The organism is Streptosporangium canum, assembly GCF_900113865.1.
Taxonomy (GTDB): Bacteria; Actinomycetota; Actinomycetes; order Streptosporangiales; family Streptosporangiaceae; genus Streptosporangium; species Streptosporangium canum.
Genome location: NZ_FOQY01000032.1, coordinates 57,516 through 78,384, shown reverse-complemented (window position 1 = coordinate 78,384; position 20,869 = coordinate 57,516). Strand labels below are relative to the sequence as shown.

At 69.1% G+C, this 20,869-nt stretch carries 22 protein-coding genes and 1 riboswitch; of the genes, 9 read left to right on the top strand and 13 right to left on the bottom strand.

The annotated features are described in order from the left end of the window. The first annotated feature begins 53 nt into the window (after nt 1–53). Nucleotides 54–692, top strand: coding sequence for a GntR family transcriptional regulator (locus BM085_RS33560; RefSeq protein ID WP_093890836.1), 639 nt, complete (start codon nt 54–56; stop codon nt 690–692). A gap of 100 nt (nt 693–792) precedes the next feature. Here the strand turns inward: BM085_RS33560 and BM085_RS33555 are convergent, their stop codons facing one another. From BM085_RS33555 to ngcE, 6 genes are all read right to left on the bottom strand, one after another. Further along, the gene (locus BM085_RS33555) at nt 793–1,362 is read right to left on the bottom strand and encodes a superoxide dismutase family protein (protein ID WP_093890835.1); all 570 of its coding nucleotides are present in this window, start codon (nt 1,360–1,362) and stop codon (nt 793–795) included. Between the two features lie 107 nt (nt 1,363–1,469). Further along, nucleotides 1,470–1,760, bottom strand: coding sequence for a 4a-hydroxytetrahydrobiopterin dehydratase (locus BM085_RS33550; RefSeq protein WP_093890834.1), 291 nt, complete (start codon nt 1,758–1,760; stop codon nt 1,470–1,472). Beyond that, nucleotides 1,747–2,349 (bottom strand): hypothetical protein, encoded by a 603-nt coding sequence (locus tag BM085_RS33545; RefSeq protein ID WP_093890833.1) that lies wholly within the window; start codon nt 2,347–2,349, stop codon nt 1,747–1,749. Before BM085_RS33545 ends, BM085_RS33550 begins: the two co-directional genes overlap by 14 nt. 85 nt (nt 2,350–2,434) lie before the next feature. Then, a complete protein-coding gene (locus BM085_RS33540) occupies nt 2,435–3,340 on the bottom strand; it encodes a carbohydrate ABC transporter permease (RefSeq protein WP_093890832.1) in 906 nt (301 codons plus the stop codon). Continuing rightward, on the bottom strand, nt 3,340–4,251 hold the full coding sequence (locus BM085_RS33535) for a carbohydrate ABC transporter permease (protein WP_093890831.1): 912 nt from the start codon (nt 4,249–4,251) through the stop codon (nt 3,340–3,342). The genes BM085_RS33540 and BM085_RS33535 overlap by 1 nt, the downstream gene beginning before the upstream one ends. Before the next feature lie 6 nt (nt 4,252–4,257). Next, nucleotides 4,258–5,715, bottom strand: coding sequence for an N-acetylglucosamine/diacetylchitobiose ABC transporter substrate-binding protein (ngcE, locus tag BM085_RS33530; RefSeq protein WP_093890830.1), 1,458 nt, complete (start codon nt 5,713–5,715; stop codon nt 4,258–4,260). Nucleotides 5,716–6,047: 332 nt separating this feature from the next. Here ngcE and BM085_RS33525 point away from each other — a divergent pair, with 332 nt between their 5' ends. From BM085_RS33525 to BM085_RS33500, 6 genes are all read left to right on the top strand, one after another. Beyond that, a complete protein-coding gene (locus BM085_RS33525) occupies nt 6,048–6,695 on the top strand; it encodes a class II aldolase/adducin family protein (protein WP_093890829.1) in 648 nt (215 codons plus the stop codon). Between the two features lie 4 nt (nt 6,696–6,699). Next, nucleotides 6,700–7,911: a DUF4032 domain-containing protein gene (locus tag BM085_RS33520; RefSeq protein WP_093890828.1), complete on the top strand. Its 1,212-nt coding sequence runs from the start codon at nt 6,700–6,702 to the stop codon at nt 7,909–7,911. Between the two features lie 154 nt (nt 7,912–8,065). Further along, nucleotides 8,066–8,446, top strand: a complete 381-nt coding sequence (locus tag BM085_RS33515; RefSeq protein ID WP_086575614.1) for a hypothetical protein — start codon at nt 8,066–8,068, stop codon at nt 8,444–8,446. A gap of 4 nt (nt 8,447–8,450) precedes the next feature. Then, the gene (locus tag BM085_RS33510) at nt 8,451–9,293 is read left to right on the top strand and encodes a DUF4388 domain-containing protein (protein ID WP_093890827.1); all 843 of its coding nucleotides are present in this window, start codon (nt 8,451–8,453) and stop codon (nt 9,291–9,293) included. Between the two features lie 58 nt (nt 9,294–9,351). Further along, nucleotides 9,352–9,732, top strand: coding sequence for a roadblock/LC7 domain-containing protein (locus BM085_RS33505; RefSeq protein ID WP_093890826.1), 381 nt, complete (start codon nt 9,352–9,354; stop codon nt 9,730–9,732). Nucleotides 9,733–9,743: 11 nt separating this feature from the next. Beyond that, nucleotides 9,744–10,115, top strand: a complete 372-nt coding sequence (locus tag BM085_RS33500; RefSeq protein ID WP_031167026.1) for a hypothetical protein — start codon at nt 9,744–9,746, stop codon at nt 10,113–10,115. A 47-nt stretch (nt 10,116–10,162) separates the two neighbouring features. Here BM085_RS33500 and BM085_RS33495 read toward each other — a convergent pair whose 3' ends face one another. Then, entirely contained in the window at nt 10,163–11,023 is an 861-nt protein-coding gene (locus tag BM085_RS33495) for an alpha/beta fold hydrolase (RefSeq protein ID WP_093890825.1), read from the bottom strand. A 199-nt stretch (nt 11,024–11,222) separates the two neighbouring features. Further along, nucleotides 11,223–11,822 (bottom strand): hypothetical protein, encoded by a 600-nt coding sequence (locus BM085_RS47235; RefSeq protein ID WP_093890824.1) that lies wholly within the window; start codon nt 11,820–11,822, stop codon nt 11,223–11,225. Between the two features lie 222 nt (nt 11,823–12,044). Next, a riboswitch (cyclic di-AMP (ydaO/yuaA leader) is annotated at nt 12,045–12,194 on the bottom strand. Nucleotides 12,195–12,739: 545 nt separating this feature from the next. On the opposite strand from BM085_RS47235, the gene BM085_RS33485 reads away from it, so the two are divergent. Both BM085_RS33485 and BM085_RS33480 read left to right on the top strand, forming a co-directional pair. Next, nucleotides 12,740–13,447, top strand: coding sequence for a TetR/AcrR family transcriptional regulator (locus BM085_RS33485; RefSeq protein ID WP_093890823.1), 708 nt, complete (start codon nt 12,740–12,742; stop codon nt 13,445–13,447). 235 nt (nt 13,448–13,682) lie between these two features. Further along, complete coding sequence (locus tag BM085_RS33480; protein ID WP_093890822.1) at nt 13,683–14,504, top strand: class I SAM-dependent methyltransferase; 822 nt, start codon at nt 13,683–13,685, stop codon at nt 14,502–14,504. 340 nt (nt 14,505–14,844) lie between these two features. Here the strand turns inward: BM085_RS33480 and BM085_RS33475 are convergent, their stop codons facing one another. From BM085_RS33475 to BM085_RS33455, 5 genes are all read right to left on the bottom strand, one after another. Continuing rightward, on the bottom strand, nt 14,845–15,639 hold the full coding sequence (locus tag BM085_RS33475; RefSeq protein WP_245789847.1) for a DUF4253 domain-containing protein: 795 nt from the start codon (nt 15,637–15,639) through the stop codon (nt 14,845–14,847). A 292-nt stretch (nt 15,640–15,931) separates the two neighbouring features. After that, a complete protein-coding gene (locus tag BM085_RS33470; RefSeq protein WP_093890820.1) occupies nt 15,932–17,833 on the bottom strand; it encodes a beta-N-acetylhexosaminidase in 1,902 nt (633 codons plus the stop codon). Continuing rightward, nucleotides 17,830–18,669: a carbohydrate ABC transporter permease gene (locus BM085_RS33465; RefSeq protein WP_093890819.1), complete on the bottom strand. Its 840-nt coding sequence runs from the start codon at nt 18,667–18,669 to the stop codon at nt 17,830–17,832. The genes BM085_RS33470 and BM085_RS33465 overlap by 4 nt, the downstream gene beginning before the upstream one ends. Next, on the bottom strand, nt 18,666–19,604 hold the full coding sequence (locus tag BM085_RS33460; RefSeq protein WP_093890818.1) for a carbohydrate ABC transporter permease: 939 nt from the start codon (nt 19,602–19,604) through the stop codon (nt 18,666–18,668). The genes BM085_RS33465 and BM085_RS33460 overlap by 4 nt, the downstream gene beginning before the upstream one ends. Continuing rightward, complete coding sequence (locus BM085_RS33455) at nt 19,601–20,863, bottom strand: extracellular solute-binding protein (RefSeq protein WP_093890817.1); 1,263 nt, start codon at nt 20,861–20,863, stop codon at nt 19,601–19,603. The genes BM085_RS33460 and BM085_RS33455 overlap by 4 nt, the downstream gene beginning before the upstream one ends. Nucleotides 20,864–20,869 lie beyond the last annotated feature (6 nt).

Below are 20,869 nucleotides of genomic sequence, written 5' to 3'. Positions count from 1 at the left end.
TTTGCATCACGTCAAGTGGGTACGCTTGGCTCAAGATCAATCCAAGGAGTGCCATGCCGATCGAGCGGCGCCCCCTCCGCGACCAGATCCGCGAGGAGCTCATGCTCCGGCTCGACCGGGGAGACTTCGCGGCGGGGACCGACATCAACGAGGTCGCCCTCGCCGGAGAGCTCGGCGTCAGCCGCACCCCGCTACGTGAGGCACTGATCACGCTCGCGGGCGAGGGCGTGCTGGAGAGCAACCAGGGCAGGGGGTTCCGGTTCGCGCCGGTCAGCCGTAAGGAGTTTCGGGAGCTGTGCGCCATCGTGGCGGCACTGGAGGCGCTCGCACTGGAGAGCTCGGACCCGGCCTACCTGGAGAAGATCGCCCCGGAGCTGCTCGGGCTCGCCCAGGACTTCTCCGACAACATCGCCGAACGGCAGGACATCGAACGCCACGACGACGAGTGGCACGACCTGCTGCTCAGCGGGTGCGGCAACGAGCGGCTGCTCGATCTGATCACCAGCGTCAAGGCGGGCATGCGCCGCTACGCCCACCTGATGACCGGGGAGAGCACCCCACTGGAACGCGCCGCCGAGGAGCACTGCCGGGTGGCCGAGCGCCTGCTCGACGGCGATCTGGAGGGCGCGGCGGCAGCCCTCAGGGACAACTGGGTCAACGGCATGGAACGGATGATGTCCCGCATCCCCTGACCCGCACCCCCGAGGGCCGCAACGGCGATGGGGCGCGATGGCGGGCCCGACGTCCGTCCGCCGGTCGGCCGCCCGTCGTCACCGTGGCGGCCGGATACGGTTAACGCTCGGCGAGGGTGACGCAGGCGACGCGGGGACCGGCGGTGCCCGCCTCGGCCCCGGTCCTCGTGGTCGGCTTCGCGTGGATCACCAGGGAGCGGGGCAGCCGGCCGGGGATGAACGCCCAGTCCTGCTTGGCGGTGGCGGTGGCCGCCCCGTGGGCGTCGGTGGTGAAGTCCAGCCACACCTCGTTGTCGGCGCTCGCGTGGCTGTGGGCGTGCTGGTAGTGCGGGCCCGCGTCTTCGGGCTTGGCGCCGCACGGGTTGACGTGCAGGTGGGCGCCGTAGGTCCGGTCGGGCAGCAGGCCCCCGACCGTGAGCGTGGAGGTGGCCAGCACCGCCCCCGACTCGGCCGTGAGCGTGGCCGAGGCGCCGGGGGGCGCCAGCCTGACGTTGTAGGCGACGGCCGAGGCCTTCGGCGCCGGCGCGGCGAGCGTGCCGCCCCCGGAGAGCCGGACCCCGGTGGCGCCCGGGGCGCCCGGGACGGGCGCGGCCGGCTGGGGCGCGACCTCCGGCGCGCCACAGGCCACGCTCAGCAGACCGACGGCGACGAGAGCCACGAGGACGCGCATCCGACATCTCCTTGACGAGGAACGGCAGAACAGGCACCCACTCTAACGAGTAATCAACTGATCACATAGGGTATTTGCCGTTCCGGCCCCGCGTGTCCGCGCCCGCCTCAGGTGTGGGACGCGGCGATGGCGTCGATGCGGGCGGCGAGGGTGAAGTCCATCTCGGTCAGGCCGCCGGCGTCGTGGGTGGACAGGGTCAGGTGGAGGGTGCGCCAGCGGATGTCGATGTCGGGATGGTGGTTGAGCTTCTCGGCCTCGACGGCGATCTCGTCGACGATGCGGATCGCCGTCGGGAAGTCGGGGGCTTTGATCGTCCGGCGGATCTCGTCGCCCTCGCGCCGCCACTCGGGCACGCCGGTCAGCCTCTGGTCCACCGCGGAGTCGTCAAGCAGGTCCATCGGACCAGGACATCATGTCTGCGGCGAACACGCCAAGCCGGGGCAGCCTGCTCGCGCGCCGGGCCATGGCCATGATGCCCCGGGCCATGGACGTGGCGTTGCCGCTGTGGTCGAGGACCCGCTCCAGCTCCGGAAGGAGGCCGGGCAGCCGGGCGAGACTCCAGTCGTGCCACGGGGACAGGCGGGTGCCGCCGCTGTCGGGGTCCTCGGCACGGTAGGCGGCCAGCACCGGGCACTCGCCGTGGATGCGGCGCAGCCACGCCTCGATGTCGGCGTTGAGGGCCGCGATCCGGGAGGGGGCGGCGTAGAGCCAGCCGTCCTCGCCGATCCGGTCGGGCTCGCCCGGGGCGGCGGGATAGGCGCGGACCACCGCGCCGTGCAGGAACAGGCCGCTGGCCACCATGAGCTGGCGCCCCTCGCACCAGTCGACCGCTCCCCGCAGCGGGCCCGGCACGGCGTCGGCGATGGCCGCGCGCTGGGAGGTCGTGGGCTCGCGGGCGAAGCGCACGTGGACTTCGGCCCACATGTAGTAAGCGGCCTCCCCCGCCCCGAAGAACGGGAAGGGGAAGGCCTGTTCCGGGTCTGCCATAGAGGGGTCTCCGAGGGGTGCAGAGGGTCCGTTCCGACTATGGACGACTCCCGAGACCCTTCGGGGGATTACCTGGCGGGCGTCTTTATTTGACGGCGCCGGAGGTGAGACCCGACTGGATCTGACGCTGGAAGATGATGTAGATGATCATGACGGGGATGATGGTCATGCTCAGCGCGGCGAACATGCCCGGCCAGTCGGCCTCGTAGCCGGCGTTGGTGGAGATGTTCGCGACGCCCTGGGTGATCAGCCACTTGTCCTCGACGTTGCCGGACAGCAGCACGATCGGCAGGAGGTACTGGTTCCACTGACCCAGGATGTTGAAGATCGTGATGCTGACCAGGCCGGGCTTGGCCATCGGCACCATGATCTGGAAGAACGTCCTGGTATGGGAGCAGCCGTCCATCATCGCCGCCTCCGCCACCGAGGTCGGCAGCGTTTTGAAGAACGCCGACAGGAAGAAGACGGTGAAGGGGAGCGAGTAGGCGGTGTAGACCAGGATCACGCCGAGGTGGGTGTCGATCAGGCCGAGGTTCTTCACCACGAAGAACAGCGGGACCAGGGCCAGGAAGACCGGGAAGGTCATGCCCGAGACGAACAGGAAGTAGATCGCCCGGTTGCCGGGGAAGGCGTAGCGCGACAGCACGTAGGCGGCCATCGAGCCCAGCAGCATGGTCGCGGCCGTGCTGCACACCACCACGAAGACGGTGTTGATCATGTACTGGCCGATGTGGGCCTTCTCCCAGGCCCGGCCCCAGGCGTCCCATCCGAAGGAGGACGGGAGCGTGATGGGGTCGCCGAAGATCTCGGTGTTGTTCTTGAAGGAGGCCAGGAACGTCCACAGGATCGGGCCGATGATCAGGATCGCCCAGATCACCAGCGCGAGGTGGGACATCGCCCCGAAGACGCCCAGCGGGTTCTTCCGCTTCCTGGGCCTGCCGTGTGAGGCGCCCGACCGGGAGGACGGCTTGTAGCGCGTGTCCGTGGCCATCAGAACTCGATCCTCTCGCGCCGGGTCACGCGCAGGGTGAGTGCCGCGAACGTGATGGTCATGAAGAACAGCGCCACACCCATCGCCGACGCGTAGCCGAACTTGGAGAAGTTGAACGCCGTACGCCAGATCTCCAGCGGCAGCACCGTCGTGGAGTTGTCGGGCCCGCCCCGGTCGACCGAGAGCACCTGGACCAGGGCGAAGGCGTCGAAGGCGGCGATGCCCAGGTAGACCCAGGCGACCTGCATGGTGTCCCACAGCAGCGGGAGCGTGATCTTGAAGAAGAGGGTGTAGCGGCCGGCGCCGTCCAGGGCGGCGGCCTCGAACACGTCCTTCGGGATGGAGGACATGCCGGCCGAGAACAGGACCACGTAGAAGCCGACGGCCTGCCAGACCATCACACCGATGATCGCCAGCAGGGCGATGTCCGGATCGATGAGCCAGCCGACCGGGTCGATGCCGACCTTGCCGAGCAGGCCGTTGATGACGCCGGTCTCGTCCGGGCGGTAGATCGTCTGGAAGAGGACGCCGACGATGGCCACGGCCAGGACCTGGGGCAGGAAGAAGATCACCCGATAGACCTTCGAGCCCCAGATCCCGCTCATCCGACCGCCCTTCTGCCCGCCGCTCAGGTTGAGCAGGAAGGAGAAGAACAGGGCGATCACGATGGTGACCAGCGGCATGACAAGCAGCAGAACACCGTGGTGACGCACCGCGGCCCAGAAGACCTCGTCGTCCAGGAGCCGGGAGAAGTTCTCCAGGCCGATGAACTGAGGGTTTGCCGAGACGCCCTTCCAGTTGGTCAGCGCGATGTAGAAAGCCTGGACGTACGGGCTGATCACGAAGACCACGTAGAGGAGCACCGGCGCGGCGAGAAAGCCGACGATGAACCGATACCTGCCATGCTGCATCGGCGCCTACACCGTCCGGTTCTGCTTGGTGATGGACGAGTCGGCCTTGGTCTTGTCGGCGGCCTTCTGCATCTTCTCGCAGAACTCGTCGGCGGAGATGCGGCCGAACATCAGCGCGTTGGTGTGCTTGCGCAGGTCGGTCTCCAGCTCCTTGTACCAGTTCTCGAAGTCGCTGCGGGTGACGATGTTCGAGCCGGCCGCGGTCTGCGCGGCGCTGAGGCTCGCGTTGCCGGGCGACAGGTCCAGGCCGTCGGCGGCACCGGTGACGACGGTGATGTTGCCGGACTTCTCGGTGAAGCCGCGCGCGCCCTCCCTGGAGAGCATGATGCGCAGGTACTCCAGGCCGCCCTTGGGGTTCTTGGCCTTGGCGGGGACGATGTATGCCTCGCCGGCGGCGGCGCGGATGGCCTCGAACGGCAGCTTGTCGGCCGCGGTGACGCTCGGGGTGGGCGTCAGGGCGTACTTGAACTCCTTGGGCGTCTGGCTCTTCTGCTCGTTCTCCAGCCAGGAGCCGGACGGGTAGAGAGCGATCTTGCCTTGGTTCTGCCGGGTCTGCACGTCGGTGTGGATCAGGCCCTCGAAGGACTTGTCCATGTATTTGCCGATCTCGGCCCAGGCGGCGGCGGACTGCTTGACCGAGTCGCGCTTCCAGACGCCGTCGGCGAGGTTGTCGATGTCGACCAGGAGCTGGTTGCCCTCGATCTTCGCGGCGGAGATGAGGATCATCCAGTAGGCGTAGTAGGAGGCGTTCTTGCCCGCGTACGCGAAGGGGGTGATCCCGGCGGCCTTGGCCTTCTCGCAGAAGGCCTTGAACTCCTCGAAGGTCTTCGGCGGGGTCCAGCCGTTCTTCTCGAACAGGGCCGAGTCGTACCAGAGGCCGTAGGCCGAGAAGACGTAGTTCATCAGGTACGGCTTGCCGTCGATGAGACCCGACTCGACGGTGCCCGGCGCGACCGTGTCGCGCACCTTCTTGGCGGGGTCGTCGATGGAGGGGGCGTCCCACAGCTCGGTGAGCTCCAGCAGCTGGCCCTCCTGCTGCAGCGCGCCGTTGTCCATCAGGTCGGTGCCCGAGTTGGCGATCATGTCCGGGACGTCGCCGCCGGCGAAGCGGGGCTGCAGGGTCTGCGCGATCTGCTGCGTGGCGACGTGCTTGACCGTGGCCTTGGGGAAGGCCTTCTTGTACAGCGGCTCGTGGACCTCGGTCGCGTAGCTGTCGCCGAGACCGCCCTTGAAGATGACGACTTCGAGCGGAGCGTCGGCGGCGACGCCGAACGGGTTGGCCGCGGAGATCGCGCCACCCGCGGACGGGGCCGCGGAGGTGGTCGCCGCGGTGCCGGAGCCGCCACCGGTGGCACAGGCGCTGAGGAGCCCGGCGCCGGGACCGGCCACCAGAGCCGTCAGGCCGATCCGGCGGAGCATCTGTCGCCGGGTGATATCTCCGGGCATACCGACCGAATTGGACATGCAACCCTCCTGGGCGGGGGATCAATTAGGAAAGTTTCCTAAACGTTTGCCCGAAGGTACGTACCCCTGGAGCCCACCGTCAAGAGGTCGCAGCCGGTCTAGACCGAGCCGTAATGTCCTCGCGACATTTCCGGTAGAAAGCAACCACCAAAGGAGCACATTCCCCTGACAGATCGGCACACAGTACCCCATAAGCCCAGCAAGACCATTGACTTCGGGGCTTGCGGGAGAGTAAGTGCTGAGTGCCTTCCGGCGGCCGATGAGCGGCAACCGGTCTAGACCAGATAATGATGGTTTGCTGCCTACCACCGCAAGCCCCTACTTTTGCTGACATGTTGCTGGCGGAGCAGCGTCGTCTGCTGTGTGAATACGGCCGCAGGGCCGCCGAGACCGGACTGGTGGTCGGCACCGCCGGAAACCTGAGCGCGCGGGCCGGCGATCTGATCGCGGTGACCCCCAGCGGGGTCTCCCTGGACCGGCTGGAACCCGAGGCCTGCCCGGTGATCGACGTCGAGGGCCACCTGGTCGACGGAGAGCTGCAGCCGTCCTCCGAGACGCCCATGCACCTGGCGGTCTATACGACCACCGACGCGCGGGCCGTGGTGCACACCCACTCCACCTTCGGCACCGTGGTCGCCACGACCATGACCGAGCTGCCGCCGATCCACTACAACACGCTGCTGCTCGGCGGGACCGTCAGGGTCGCCGAGTACGCCACCTTCGGCACCCCCGAGCTGGCCGCCAACGTCAGGGCCGCCCTGACGGACAGGCGGGCCGCGCTGCTGGCCAACCACGGCGGGGTCACCGTCGGCGACGACCTGCACAAGGCCTTCGAGGCGACCCGGCTGCTGGAATGGCTCTGCGAGGTCTACGTGCGGGCCAAGTCCGTCGGAGAACCCCGGGTGCTCACCGAGGAACAGCTCTCCGCGGTGGTCCAGCGCGCCTTCGCCCCTCCCCGTTTCCCCCGTCGCGAGGACTGATCCCATGCCCCTCCAGCTCACCGGCGCCCCTGGCGACCCGGATCTGATCCGCCTCCCCTGGGACGTCCCGCTGGAGCAGTGGCCGGAGCACCACCTCGTCTCGCTGCCACGCGGCATCTCCCGGCACGTGGTGCGCTTCGCCCGGCTCTCCGGCAAGGTCTACGCGATCAAGGAGATCAGCGAGTACTACGCCAAGCGGGAGTACCGCCTGCTGTGGGACCTGAAGCGGCTGGACACCCCCTCGGTGGAGCCGGTGGCCGTGGTCACCGGGCGGACCGGCGCGGACGGGGAGCCGCTCGACTCCGCGCTGATCACCCAGCACCTGCAGTTCTCCCTGCCCTACCGGGCGGTCATGTCGGGCACCATCCGGCCCGAGACGCTCAACCGGCTGCTCGACGCGCTGGCCGTACTGCTGGTCCGGCTGCACCTGACCGGTTTCTACTGGGGGGACTGCTCGCTGTCGAACGTGCTGTTCCGCCGGGACGCGGGCTCCTTCGCCGCCTACCTGGTCGACGCCGAGACCGGCGAGCTCCACCCCATGATCAGCGAGGGCCAGCGGCTGTACGACATCGACGTCGCGCACACCAACATCTTCGGCGAGATGCTCGACCTGGAGGCGGGCGGTCTGCTCCACTCCTCCATCGACCCCGAGCAGGTCGCCGACTCGGTCTGCGCGCGCTATCGCGGGCTCTGGAGCGAGCTCACCTCCGACGAGATCATCGAGGAGGTGGACTGGCACATGATCGACCAGCGGATCCGCCGGCTGAACACCCTCGGCTTCGACGTCGCCGAGATGATGGTCCGCCGCAAGGTCGGCACCGGGCGGCTGATCGTCCGCCCCAAGGTCGTGGACGCCGGTCACCACCAGCGCAGGCTGCTCAGGCTCACCGGTCTGGACGTGGAGGAGAACCAGGCCAGGCGGCTGCTGAACGACCTCGACTCGTTCCGGGTGTCGTACGGCCTGCGCCATGAGGACGAGGCGATCGTGGCCCACCGGTGGCTGGCGGAGGTTTTCCACCCCGCGGTGGAGAGCGTCCCGCAGGAACTGCGGCACAAGCTGGAACCGGCCCAGCTCTTCCACGAGGTGCTCGACCACCGCTGGTTCATGTCCGAGGCGGCCGGCAACGACGTCGGCCTCGCCGCCGCCGTGGATTCCTATGTGAAGACCGTTCTTGTCTTCAAACCGGACGAGCAGGCGCTCATTACCGAGGACTGACGGACGATTTACCCCTCGGGTTATAGATCCTTATACCTGGTTATCTAATTCTCTATCTCCTCACCTATCCCATGCAATCAGGACAGTTTGGGTTCCAGGTGATATCCCTACGCTGACCGGGCGACGTCTCGAAGTCGTTGGCGAGGGAGAGCCCGTGCTCGGAATCGAAGACTGCCTGACTGAGGTCATGGCCATCCCCGGCGCCCTGGACGCGATTCTGATCGATCAGACCAGCGGGATGGCCGTGGCCGTGGGCGGCGGGAGCCGCCACGTCGACACGGAGAAGTCGGCCGCGGGGTTGAGCGAGACCCTGCGGGCGACGCTGGACGGACTCGCCACGACCTCTCCCGGCGGAACGATCCGGATCAGCGACATGATCATAACCACGGATAACGGACATCATTTATTAAGGCCGCTGGAAACGGTTTTCGACGGCCCTCTGGTCATTTATGTCCGGCTCGATCTGGAGCGCTCGAATCTGGCTCTGGCCCGCCATCGCCTTCAGGCCCTTTCCGGCCGTCTTATCACGACGTGACGCCATGGCGACCGTGGAGAGCGTACTCAGCGGGCTGGCGGACGATCACGCCACAGGCACGCTGCGGCTGGGCAAGGCCGGGATGTTCTACCTCACCGGCGGCCGGGTCACCTACGCCGAGAGCGCGGCCGCCCCTCGGCTGGAGGACCTGCTGACCGCCGGCCGGAGGGTCTCCGCCCACGCCGTACGGCAGGCCAGGCAGTCCGCCGGCGAGGACCGGCGGGGCGGCGAGCTGCTGGTCGCCCAGGGCGTGCTCACCCGGGGCGAGCTGGAGTTCTGCGTGCTGAACGCGGTGCTCGACGCCGTCTACTTCCTGTTCGACGCCACCGGGCACCGGCCGAGGTTCCGGCCGGGAGACCAGCACTGGCTCGGCCCCCAGTGGTACTTCGACGTGACCGGACTGCTCCGGGAGTGCAGGCGAAGGAGGACACAGTTGGACCAGGCCTGGCCGTCCGCCGAACTGGACACGCTCCCGGTCGTCCCGGTGGGACGCGTCCCCTGCCAGCGGGTGGTGCTGACCTCGCTCCAGTGGGAGGTGCTGGTCGGCGCCGACTCGGCGGCGACCCCCGGCGACCTGGCGCGCAAGCTCGGCCGCCCGGCCTACTCGGTGCTGCTCGCTGTACGGCAGCTCGCCGCGGCCGGGCTGATCCACACCGCCGCGGCCGGGCCCGGCGGGCCCGAGGCGCTGCCCCGGCGGACGAAGGGCGGCACCGACGACGTCAGGAGCCTCGCGGCCGTCGCGACGGAGCCCCCCGGGCTGTCCGCTCCGCTCCTCCCGACGACGGGCGACCCCACCGACGTGAACCTGCTCATCCGGCTCAGAAACGCATTGGAGGCACTCTCGTGAGCTTGGTCCGGCGCCGATGAGGCTGCGGACGCTGAAGCTGATCGGAAGGAGGATGCCAGTGGAACTACGCGACGAGGTGCGCCGGGAGATGGCGCTGCTGCGGGAACGCATCCCGGACGTGGACGGATGCGTCGCGTGCAGTGTCGACGGCCTGACGATAGCCAGCGATCTCACCGACGGCGCCGAGCAGACCGGCGCGCTGTCGTCCGCGCTGCTGGCCCTCAGCCGCCGGATGACGGGCATGGCGGGCAAAGGCGTCTTCGAGGAGACGCTGATCTCCGGCACCAACGGCTACGCGGCCTGCTACGCCGCCGGCCCAAAGATCGTCCTCACAGTTCTCGCCCGCCCGGGGACCAACCTCGGGCTGCTGCGGCTGGAGGGCCGCAAGACGGCGGCGAACGTCGCCGCCATCACATCCCGCATATCGATACCTCAGTGATCGGAGACAACATGGGCAACATGGACATCTCTCTCAAAGAGATGATGACGATCGACGGCGCCATCGGCGCGGTGGTCGTGGACTACAACAGCGGCATGGCGCTGGGGGCCCTCGGCGGCTCCAAGGACCTCGATCTCCAGGTCGCGGCGGCGGGCAACACCGAGGTCGTCAAGGCCAAGATGCGGACCATGGAATCGCTGGGGCTCAAGGACGGCATCGAGGACATCCTCATCACGCTCAGCGGTCAGTACCACGTGATCCGCCCGGTCAGCGGCCGGGGCGGCAAGGGGCTCTTCCTCTACCTGGCGCTGGACCGCAGCCGGGCCAACCTGGCGCTCGCGCGGCATCACATGCGCGGCATCGAGGAGAAGCTCGAAGTCTGATCCTCCGGTACGGCTCGCGCCCCGGGAGGCGCGAGCCGTACCGGAGCTCAATCGTCGGCCATGGCGGTGAGCTCGTCGATCGCGGCGACGAACTCGGGCCAGAGCGGGCGCGGCAGGTCGTGGCCCATCCCGGGGAAGGTGATCAGCCTGGCCCCGGGGATCGCCCCGGCCGTGGCGACGCCCCCGGCGAGCGGCACGAGCTGGTCGGCCTCGCCGTGCAGCACGAGGGCGGGCACCTCGATGTCCTTGAGCAGCGGCGTGCGGTCGCCGGAGGCGATGATCCCGGCGAGCTGCCTGGCCGTCCCGGCCGGGTCGTAGGACCGGTCGTAGCTCAGCCCGGCCACCTGGGCGATCCGCTCGCGGTCGAGCGGGTATCCCGGCGAGCCGATGACCTCCCAGGTCACCAGCGCCTGCCGGATCGCCGTCTCGCGATCGGTCGAGACCGGCCCCATGAGCGCCGCCATCGCGGCCTCGCTGGGCGGGGCGGCGTGCGGGCTGGGAGTGGACATGATGGAGGTGAGGCTGCGCACCCGGCGCGGGTGGCGGATCGCCAGCGACTGGGCGATCATGCCTCCCATCGAGGCGCCGACCACGTGCGCGGACTCCCAGCCGAGCGCGTCGAGCAGCCCGGCGGCGTCGTCGGCCATGTCGTCCATCAGGTAGGGGGCCCGCCCGTCGCCGCCGGAGGCGGGCACCGCGGCGTCGCGGAGATGGGTGGACTCGCCGGCGTCGCGGTTGTCGAACCTGACCACGTGGTGCCCGCGGCCGGCGAGCAGTTCGCAGAACTCCTCGTCCCAGTGGATGAGCTGGGCGCCGAGTCCCATGATCAGGAGAAGCGGGCGGCCTCCGGGCGAGCCGAAGGTCTCGTAGGCGAGCTCTATGCCGTTCGCCGGAGCGCGCAGGATCATGGCGCTCCCGCCGCGCCGGTCATGCCGGATGCCGTGCTGGTCACAGAGAACAGAATGTCATTCGGTAGAAATGAGAGCAAGAGCGGACACGCCGTACGGGCGTCCGCTCTTGCTTCTCGGCGGGGGTGCGAGCCGGGGGAGGCGGAGGAGGCTCGCGGGGGACGCGAGGGCGGGCTTCCGCCCTCCCCGCGGTCCTGCGTTACTTGTTGACCACCTGCGGCGGGGTCGCCGGGTTGTTGTCCATGCGGCCCCACGCGCCGGCGGAGAACGGCACGGGGTGGTTCTTCTTGCCCACGCCGTCGCCCCACTTGGTGATGACGTAGTCGACCTTGATGTGGCCCATGCCGCCGTTGCCGTCCACGCCGAGCGTGTCCGAGTTGAACGTGCCGCCGGTCAGGTCGGCGAAGGTCTTGGCGTCGAGGTCGATCATGACGCCGCTGCTGGAGGGCACGCCGGGGCCGCGGTCGCCGACGAAGAACTTGGCCTTCTTGCCCTTGTAGACGACATAGCCCTCGGTCAGGAGGGGCCAGCTCGGGCTGGCGATCATGCCCTTCTGCATGGGCTTGCCGCTCGCGGGCAGGCCGGTGTCGCCGGCGCGGCCGGAGGAGTCGTCCCAGAAGTACGAGGCCTTGGTCGAGCCCTTCAGCAGGACGCTCTCGGAACCGGACTCGGAGCCGGGGGTGGAGGCGCCGGCCGCGGCGGGGAGCGCCGAGACGACGCCCGCGGAGGTCAGGACGCTCGCACCCAGGAGGGTGGCGGCCAGGAAACGGTTCTTACGTATGCCAAAGGAGAGACGCATGGGGAAAAAGACTCTTTCGCGAGGGAACGGGGAGGACGCGTGCGCCGTGAAGAGGGCGCAGACGAATACGCGCTCACCGACAGAAGAGGCGTAGCCGGGCAGACCAGGCGCTACGCGGAGCGCGGTGGGGGGCGCCGCGTTCGAACGCGGCGAGGAAGTCTCAGAGGGTCGGCGCCAACGAGGCCGGTACCGACAGGAAGTGGGTGCTGTGCCCCATTGGTGATCTCCTCTCCATCTCGTCTACCGGGTTAGCTGACGGATTCGGGCGGTGGAGTTGCCCTACCGCCGCAGGTTCGCGGCGGATTCACCCCAAGAAGTGGGTCCCCGGTTCCCGTGACCCTGACGGCCTCCGGGATTCGACGTCGGCCGGCCGCTCCTTCCGCTGAAGGGCAGGTCACCAACCGATCACGAATAGGACACTACAGCCCATTCAGGTACAAAGCAAAACAAAGCCCATGGAAAACCCAGAAGATCTACCTTCATCGGCCAAGAAAGGGCCATTAGCCAAGTCTTGACCATCCTTGCCCGGGATTGACTTCGCCGGAACCGTTAGGGAAGTTACCTGACAATTTATCGATGATCATGCCTTTGACCTGCTTGTTCTTGCTTCATATCCGCCACGGAGGACCGTTTGGCGGGCAATCGCAAGGTCGCCACAGCCGTCGCGACGGCCGGCGTCCCCGGCCCTTCTCCTGACGATGCCGCCCGTCTCCACATACGCCCATGGGGCGGCGGAAACCGCCTGCCGGCCGGGCTTACGCGTGCTTTCCGGAAGATCCCGGGACACCGGAGACCGCCGCGTGCAAAGCCACGGTCACGACCGGCGATACCCGGGTTGTCAGCGCCTCGGCCGCGGCGTACGGTGTGACTAATTGACCACATTTCAAACTCAGTCAATAAGTCAGCGGGAGTGGACGGTGCCAGGACGACCACGGCAGGACCTCAATCGCGCGGACCGGATTCTCGACGCGGCGGCCGACCTGCTCATCCGCCTCGGCTACCGCAAAATCACGATCGAGGACATCGCTCAGCAGGCCGGGATCGGCAAGGGCACCGTCTACCTGCACTGGCGCACCAAGCAGCAGCTCTTCGAAGCCTTGATCCTGCGTGAGGCCATCACCTACGTCGGCGAACTCATGGACGGGCTGCGCGCGGACCCGTCCATGGTGCTGCCGCACCGCCTGATGGCCGCGTCGTTCCTGATCGTTCACGACCGGCCTGTGCTGCGGAGCATGTTCAGCGGTGACGCGAAACAACTGCAGGCCCGCATGGCCGACAGCGCCATGCGCGGTCACGACCTGTTCGCCACGGCCAGGTTCTTCGACCTGCTGACCCGCCACGGGCTGGTCCGCGACGACGTACCGAACCAGGCGTACGCGTGGAGCGCGGTACACAGCGGCTTCCACCTCCTCGGCAACCTGGATCCGACGACCGCCGAGCCGGACGTGCGGGCGCGGGCCGACTCTCTCGCCCACGTCGTCCGGGCCGCCTTCGAACCGGCCGGCCCGCCGGATCCGCAGGTTCTGGCGGTGGCCGCCGCGGAAATCATCGGCGTCTTCGAAGACGTGATCCCTCCCTACCGCGAACGGATCTACGGCTACCAGCGCACGTCAGAGCCGACCTGATCCGCCGGTGTACGGCCCGCCGCGAACGACACCGAGCTCCGGCGGCCGCCGGGCGTTTCCTCCGTACGGACCCGCCTGGCCACCCGCCGCCGACATCTGATTCCGCGCTGTCCAGCCGCTTGCCCGCCGTCCGCCCCGGCATCGCCGCCAAGGAGATGCCGGGGCGCACCGGCCCGCCGTCACCCGGGACGCGTGACCAGGAAACCTCGCATCCACTTCAGAAAGGATCGGACCCATGGCAATCACCCTCCCGGAGTTCACCCCGATGGAGGACAGCCTGTGGCTGACGCTGTGCGGCAAGGCACTCGACTACCGCAGGTCGGACCCCATCCTCGGCGACCGGATGGCCGACGAGATCGTCCGGAGACTCGGCTACGACTGCGGCAGGTTCAAGCTCAGCGAGAGCCCCATCATCAACATCGCGCATCGGACCAAGAAGATGGACGAGGTGGCGGCGGATTTCATCGCCCGTCATCCGAACGCGGTCGGGATCGACCTGGGAGCCGGGCTTGACAGCCGGCTGTTACGCCTCAACCCGCCGTCCACCGTCGACTGGTACGACGTCGACTTCCCCAATGTCATCACCGCCCGGCGGAAAGTGATGCCGGAGCGCGCGAACGGCCACGGCATAGGCACCGACCTGGTCGACCTGAACTGGCTGGAGGCGGTCCCCTCCGGCCGGCCAGCCGTGATCATCGCCGACGGACTGCTGGCGTTCCTCACTCAGGAGGACATGATCGCTCTGTTGCAGCGTCTCACCGACCGCTTCCCCAGCGGGGAGATCGCCTTCAACGGCTACTCCAGGTTCGCCATCTGGGCCGCGAGAAAATACCGGGGCACCCAGTCCGTCGCGGACCTGCTCAAGTCTCCCGGCTTCGACGATCCCCGCGAACCCGAACGCTGGAACCCCCGGCTGAAGCTGGTCAGGGAGATCCTGCTCACGCGAGAGCCCGAAGTCGCCCGGTTCCCGACAGCCCTGCGCCTGTTCACCAGGCTGTCGGCACGCAGCGCGGCCTGGTCCCGCAAGGGGACCACCGTCCTGCACTACCGCTTCTAGCAGCACTTCGTCAGGTTCATTTGATCTTGGATGTCGGGCTCGGCACGCTGTGCGCGTGGACTTGGAGGAGCTCGAGCGGCTGCCGGACGGTGACATGCATGCCTTGCGGCAGTTCGTGAACCAGTCGCCGTGGGAGCACGCCGCGGTGTCGCGCGGTGACTCCCACGGATATCTCAGGCGTCGCTCGGTTCCCGGCGCGAACGGCGTTTCCGCTGGGTCAGCAGGAACGCGATCGCCGCGAGTGCGGCGAGGGCGCCGCCGCCGGCCAGCGCCATCATAGGGTAGCCGGGTGGTCGCCAGGGGTGACGCGCTGCTGCTCCGGGACTTCCTGCTCAGGTGATCAGTCCCACCAGAACGACCAGGCGTTCCTGCCCCTGATCTCCTCGGCGTAGTCGACCAGCGTCCCGGCGCTGTAGACGACGCTGTCGGGGCAGAACGTCCAGTGCTCGGCGGCGACGTGCAGGGCGTGTTCGGGGGTGACCGGGGGCGCGGCGACGCTCAGGTCCAGGGTGTTGAAGCCGATGCCGACCACCCGCGCCCCGAACCTGTCCTCCCAGCTCCGCACCACGGCCGCGAGCGGGATCATCCACTCGTTGTGGTTCAGCGCGCCCTGCCACCCCATGACGGCCAGCGCGTCGGCCCCCCGCTCCGCCGCGACCAGGCCGAGCGGGGTCCTGCGCTCGGCCACCAGCCCGGCGTACCAGTCGGCGACCACGCCGGGATCGGCGGCGAGCTGCCCCGACGCGGCCGGTCCCGGGCACTGCGGGCCGAAGGGGGCCAGCAGTTCGAGCTGGTCGGTGTTGGCTCTCTCGATCCAGTCCGACCACACCTCGGCCATGAACGCGGCGGCGTGGTAGTTGTCGATCTCGGCCACCGCGTCCGGAGCGATCTGCCCGGCCGACCACGGCTGGACGGAGTCCTCAAGCAGCACCGGCCACAGCCCCGAACGCCCGTGCTCGGCCCGCAGCCCGGCCCAGAACTCGCCGGAGACCGGCAGGTCACTCAGCCAGAACGCCGGACGGTGATCGACAGTGAACTTCGCGTAACCGGGGTCGGGCCAGACGACGTCCCCGGCCGGCAGCACGCTGGAGAGCGTGCGCCCGTCACCGCCGTCGGCGAACAGCTGACCCAGCACTGGCGGAAGTTGCCCACGCTCGCAATCGCTCATCCCTACCGATCCGATCCTGCCCACGGATCAATTTTGGCCTGTCAGTCCCCCCGAGCGACAGTTAGCCCCGGGACCGGGCGAAAATCCTCGGTATACCGCCGAGCGGAAGCCGGCGGCGGGTATCGCGGCGCATGCCGTGACCGCCGCCGCCCGAGGACGGGGGCGGCACGGGCGGCGCCGCGGTGACCGCTTCACCCCTGACACTCGCCGACCTCCACTCCTGACGCCTGCCCACCTCCACTCCGATGCTGGCCGGCCTTCACCCCCGGCGCTTGCCGACGCCAAACTCGGCCACCATGGCCTCGCGCCGGGCCTTGCTGATCGGCCAGCCCGGCGCGTCGGGACGGCTCTGCCAGGGGTGCGGTCCCGCCGCGGGCCGATACTCCACCCCCAGCGCGTCGAGCCGGGCCGTGTGCGCCTCCAGCCGCCGGGCGAAGTCCGGGTACGGCGTGCGGTCCGCGGACCACACGACCTCGGCGAACGCGCACAGCCGGGGGAAGACCATGTAGTCGACGGCCCGCGGGCTGTCCATGTGCTCGGTCCAGACGTTGCACTGGGCTCCGATCACGCGGGAGCGCTCGTCGGCGGTCAGCCCCGCCGGTTCGGGTTCGAAGGCGTGGACGTCCTGGAGGGAGAGCGGCGGGCCGACGGGGATGGGCTCGTCCGGCAGCTCCGACTGGCGATAGTCGAAGTAGACGGACATGTCCGGGCAGGAGACCACCCGGTGACCGGCCCGCGCCGCCACGACCGCCGCGTCCGGCCCACGCCAGGCCGCCACCGTCACACCGGGCACCGCCCCGCACTCCAGGATCTCGTCCCAGGCGTACGGCACGCGCCCGCGTCCGGTGACGTGTTCGGCGAGGGCGGTGACGAAGGCGGCCCGCGAGCGGGCGTCACCCGGGCACTCGTCACCGCCGATGCCCACGTGTGAGCCGGGGAACAGCTCCATGACCTCGTCCAGGACGTCACGGCAGAAGTCCAGCGCCGCGGCGGAGGTGACGTCGAGACCGTGCGGGGAGAGCCCCCACGCGGCGCGGACCCCGACCTGCCCCACACCGCCTTCCGGCCCCACCCCGTCGACCGCCCCCGCGCCCCCGGCTTCTTCCGGGGCATCGGCTACTTCCGGGACGGCGGCCGCCTCCAAGCCGTCGGCCGTCTCCGGGGCATCGGCTACTTCCGGGACATCGGCCGCCTCCAAGCCGTCTGCCGCCTCCGGGGCGAGCCAGGGGTAGGCGGCGACCGCGGCCTGGGTGTGACCGGGCAGGTCGATCTCGGGCACCACGGTGACGTACCGCTCGGCCGCGTAGGCGACGATCTCCCGCAGGTCGTCGGCGGTGTAGAAGCCGCCGTGCGGACGTGGCAGGAAGGTCTCGTGCTGGCGGGAGCCGAGCATGCTCGACGACCGCCAGCCCCCCACCGAGGTCAGCCGGGGATACTTCGCGATCTCCACCCGCCAGCCCTGATCGTCGGTGAGGTGGAGGTGGAGCACGTTCAGCCTGTGCAGGGCGAGCAGGTCGATGAAGCGCAGCAGGTCCGCCTTGGGCATGAAGTGCCGGGCGACGTCCAGCATGCATCCGCGCCAGCCGTACCGGGGCCGGTCCTCGATCTCGGTGGCGGGCACGGTCAGCGGGCCGCCCGCGACGGGCGCACGGCGCAGCGCGGCGGGCGGGAGCAGCAGGCGGAAGGTCTGCGCCCCGTAGAACACTCCCGCGGCGTCACCGCCGGTGATCCGCACGCCGGCGGGGGTGATCCGGAGCCGGAACTCCTCGGCCGCCAGACCGGGACCGAGCGCCAGCACGATGCGCCCCTCTCCACCGGCCGCATGCTCCGCGTCCGCGCCGGCACCGTTCCCGCCGCCGATACCGGCCGCGCCCGGGGCCCCGGCCCCCGACGGCAGGAGGGCGCAGCCGGTGGCCGGGCCGAGCGCGGAGCGGAGCCAGGCGGCGACGCCGTACAGCTCGGGCGGGGCGTCGAGGGCTGTCCCGGCGGTCAGCGTGAACTCACCGGCGCCCGGCCGGACCGAGGAGGGCAGCGGGATCAGGCCGTACGAGATCTGGCCCTGGGTGGTATGGCCGTGCGAGGTCTGGCCCACAGGGAGCCGGCCGTGCGAGGTCTGGCCGTCCAGGGGCCGGCCGGCGGGGGTCTGGCCCTGGGGGGTCAATCCTTCACCGCCCCGCCGAGTCCTGCCACCAGCCTGCGCTGGACGGCCACGAAGAAGATCAGTACAGGAATGGTCATCAGCGTCGAGGCCGCCATGATTCCTCCCCAGTCGTTCTCGTCGGGTTTGAAGAAGACCAGCAGGGCCGCGGGCAGGGTCTGGTTGTCCTTGGCCGAGATGATGAAGGTCCTGGCGAAGATGAAGTCGTTCCAGGCGGTGATGAAGGAGAACACGCTGGTCGCGATCAGACCCGGTGCGACGAGGGGGAACAGGATCCGCCACAGGATGACGGAACGGCTCGCGCCGTCGATCATGGCGGCCTCCTCCAGCGCCTCGGGCACCGCGGCCACGAATCCCCGCATCATCCAGACCGCGAACGGCAGCGAGAAGGCCAGGTGGACCAGGACGAGCGAGCCCAGCGTGTTGAGCCCCACCCCCGGCACCGCCGTACCGATGTCGCGGATCAGGAAGAACAGCGGGATGGTGAGCGCCTCCACGGGCACCATCTGCGCCACCAGGAACATGATCAGCACGGTCGTGCGGAACCGGAAGTGGAACCGGGTGACCGCCACGGCGGCGAGGAAGGCCACCACCGCGGACAGGACGACGACCGTCAGGGCGACGCCGAGACTGTTGAGGAGGTATCTGCTGAAGTTCTCGCCGCCGAGCACGCGCTGGAAGTGCTCGAAGGTGGGGGCCAGGGTCCAGGGGCGGACCTCCAGCGACTGGATCTCGCCCGCGGGCTTGAGCGCCGACAGGACCATCCAGTAGATCGGGAAGAACGTGACGACCGCGGCGACCACCGCGACGGTGTTGGCGGCCAGGCGGGATCTGCTCACAGCTTCTCCCCGCTGCGGTAGAGGGCGCGGATGTAGAGCAGGGTGACCACGAGCAGGATCAGCGTCATGATCACACCGATCGCCGAGCCGAGCCCGTACTCCGAGGAGCCGAAGGCGGTCTGGTAGGCGTAGACGTTCAGCACGGAGTTCTGTCCCGCGATGCCGCCGCCGTTGGTCATCACGTAGATCTGCGTGAAGATCTTGAAGTCCCAGATGATCGACTGGATGACCACGATCGTGACCAGAGGCCGCAGCATCGGCACGATGACCCGCCAGAAGCTGTGCCAGGCCGAGGCCCCGTCGAGCGCGGCCGCCTCCAGCACCGAGCTCGGGACGGCCTGGATCCCGGCGTAGAGCGTGACCATGACGAAGGGGAAGGAGTGCCAGACCACGGTCGCGCCGACGATGCCGAACGTGACCCACTTGTCGTAGAACCAGTTGTAGCCCTCGATGCCCAGGAGCTGGTTGACCAGGCCCAGGTCGGCGTCGAAGAGGAACATCCAGACCGTCGAGCCGGTCATCGCGGGCGCGGCCCAGGCGGCCATGGCCGCCAGCGACAGCAGCAGGCGCGGCACCCGGCCGGCCTTGGTCAGCACGACGGCGAGCGCCGCGCCGACCGCCAGCGTCGCGATCACCAGGGCGGCGGCGAACACCACGGTCTGCGCCAGCACCGACCAGAAGCGCTGGTCGCCCAGGAGCGTCGCGTAGTTGTCGAACCCGATGAAACGCGTCGGCTCGCCCCCGCTGACCTGCGCCTGCCGGTAGTCGAACACCGACAGCAGGCCGAGCATGTAGATCGGGTAGCCGAAGAGCGGCAGCAGCACCGCCGCGGACGGCAGCAGGTAGAGCCAGGGCCGGAGCCTGCCCCTGGGACGTGGCGGTGACCGGCGGACCCGGGTCTCCGGGTCCGCCGGCGCCGTGGTGACCGCCGTCATGACCGGCCGAACGCGGCCTTCACCGCCGCTGCGGCCTCGGCGGTGGCCTGCTCGACGGTGGCCTGCTTGGTCGCGATCTTCTGGAGCATGGTCGGGATGACCTTCTGGTTGTCGATCTTCACCCAGGCCGGGTCGATCGGCACGAAACGGGTACCGGCCGCGACGGTGTCGAGGAACGGCTTGAGGAAGGAGTCCTTGGCCGCGAGCTCGTCACGGGCCGAGGTCAGCGTGGGCAGGTTGCCCATGGCCTCGTACATCTTGGTCTGGTACGCCTTGCCGCCCAGCAGCTGCAGGAACTTGACGGCCAGCGAGCGGTGCTTGCTGCTCTTCATGACGCCGAGGTTGTTGCCGCCGGAGAAGGCCGGGGCGATCGCCCCCTCCTTGGCGCCGGGCAGCGGCACCACGGCGTACTTGCCCGCCGCCGCGCCCGCGTCGACCGCGGAGCGGCTGAAGTTGCCGAGGATGCCCATGGCCGCCTTGCCGCTGGCGAACAGCTCGACGGTCTTGCCGCCGGTGAGGCTCGCGCAGGTCTGCGGCGGGCAGTTGTCGTCGCTGAGCAGGTCGGTGTACGCCTGCACGCCCTTGCGGGCCTCGGGGCTGTCGAGGCTCTCGATGTCGCCGCCGGCGTCCCAGACGAACGGGAGCGCGCCGAAGGTGTACTCGCCGCCGACGGCGACGCCGTACAGCTCGGGCTTCTTCTTGCGGATCTCACGGGCGGCCGAGGTGAGGTTCTCGATCGTCGTGGGCGGCTTGAGGCCGAGCTCCTCGAAGACGTCGGTGCGGTAGTAGAGCGCGCGGATGCCGATGAACCAGGGCAGGCCGTAGACCTTGCCGTCGACGGTCGCGGACTTGAGCAGGTCGGCGCCGACGTCCTTGCCCTCCGGCCAGCTCCGCAGGTCGGCGCTCAGGTCGGCGAAGCCTCCCGCGGCGGCGTACTCGGCGAGGTCGGTGTTGCCGTACTCGGCGACGTCGGGGGCGCTCGCCGGGTCGTTGAACGCGCCCTTGAACTTCTCGTGCCGGGCGGGCGTCGTCGGGATGTAGGTCACCTCGACCTTCACGTCCGCGTTGGCGGCGCCGAACTCCTTGATCGCCTCTGCGACGACCTTCTCCTTGGGGGCGCGGTTGGGCTCGTCGAAGAGCCACACCCGCAGGGTCCCGGACTTGTCGTCACCGCCGCTCGCGGACGGGGCGGTGGAAGGGGCGCACGCGGCGAGGGCCAGCAGGGCCACACCCGCCGCCGCCCAGTTCAGGATCTTCACAGCTCT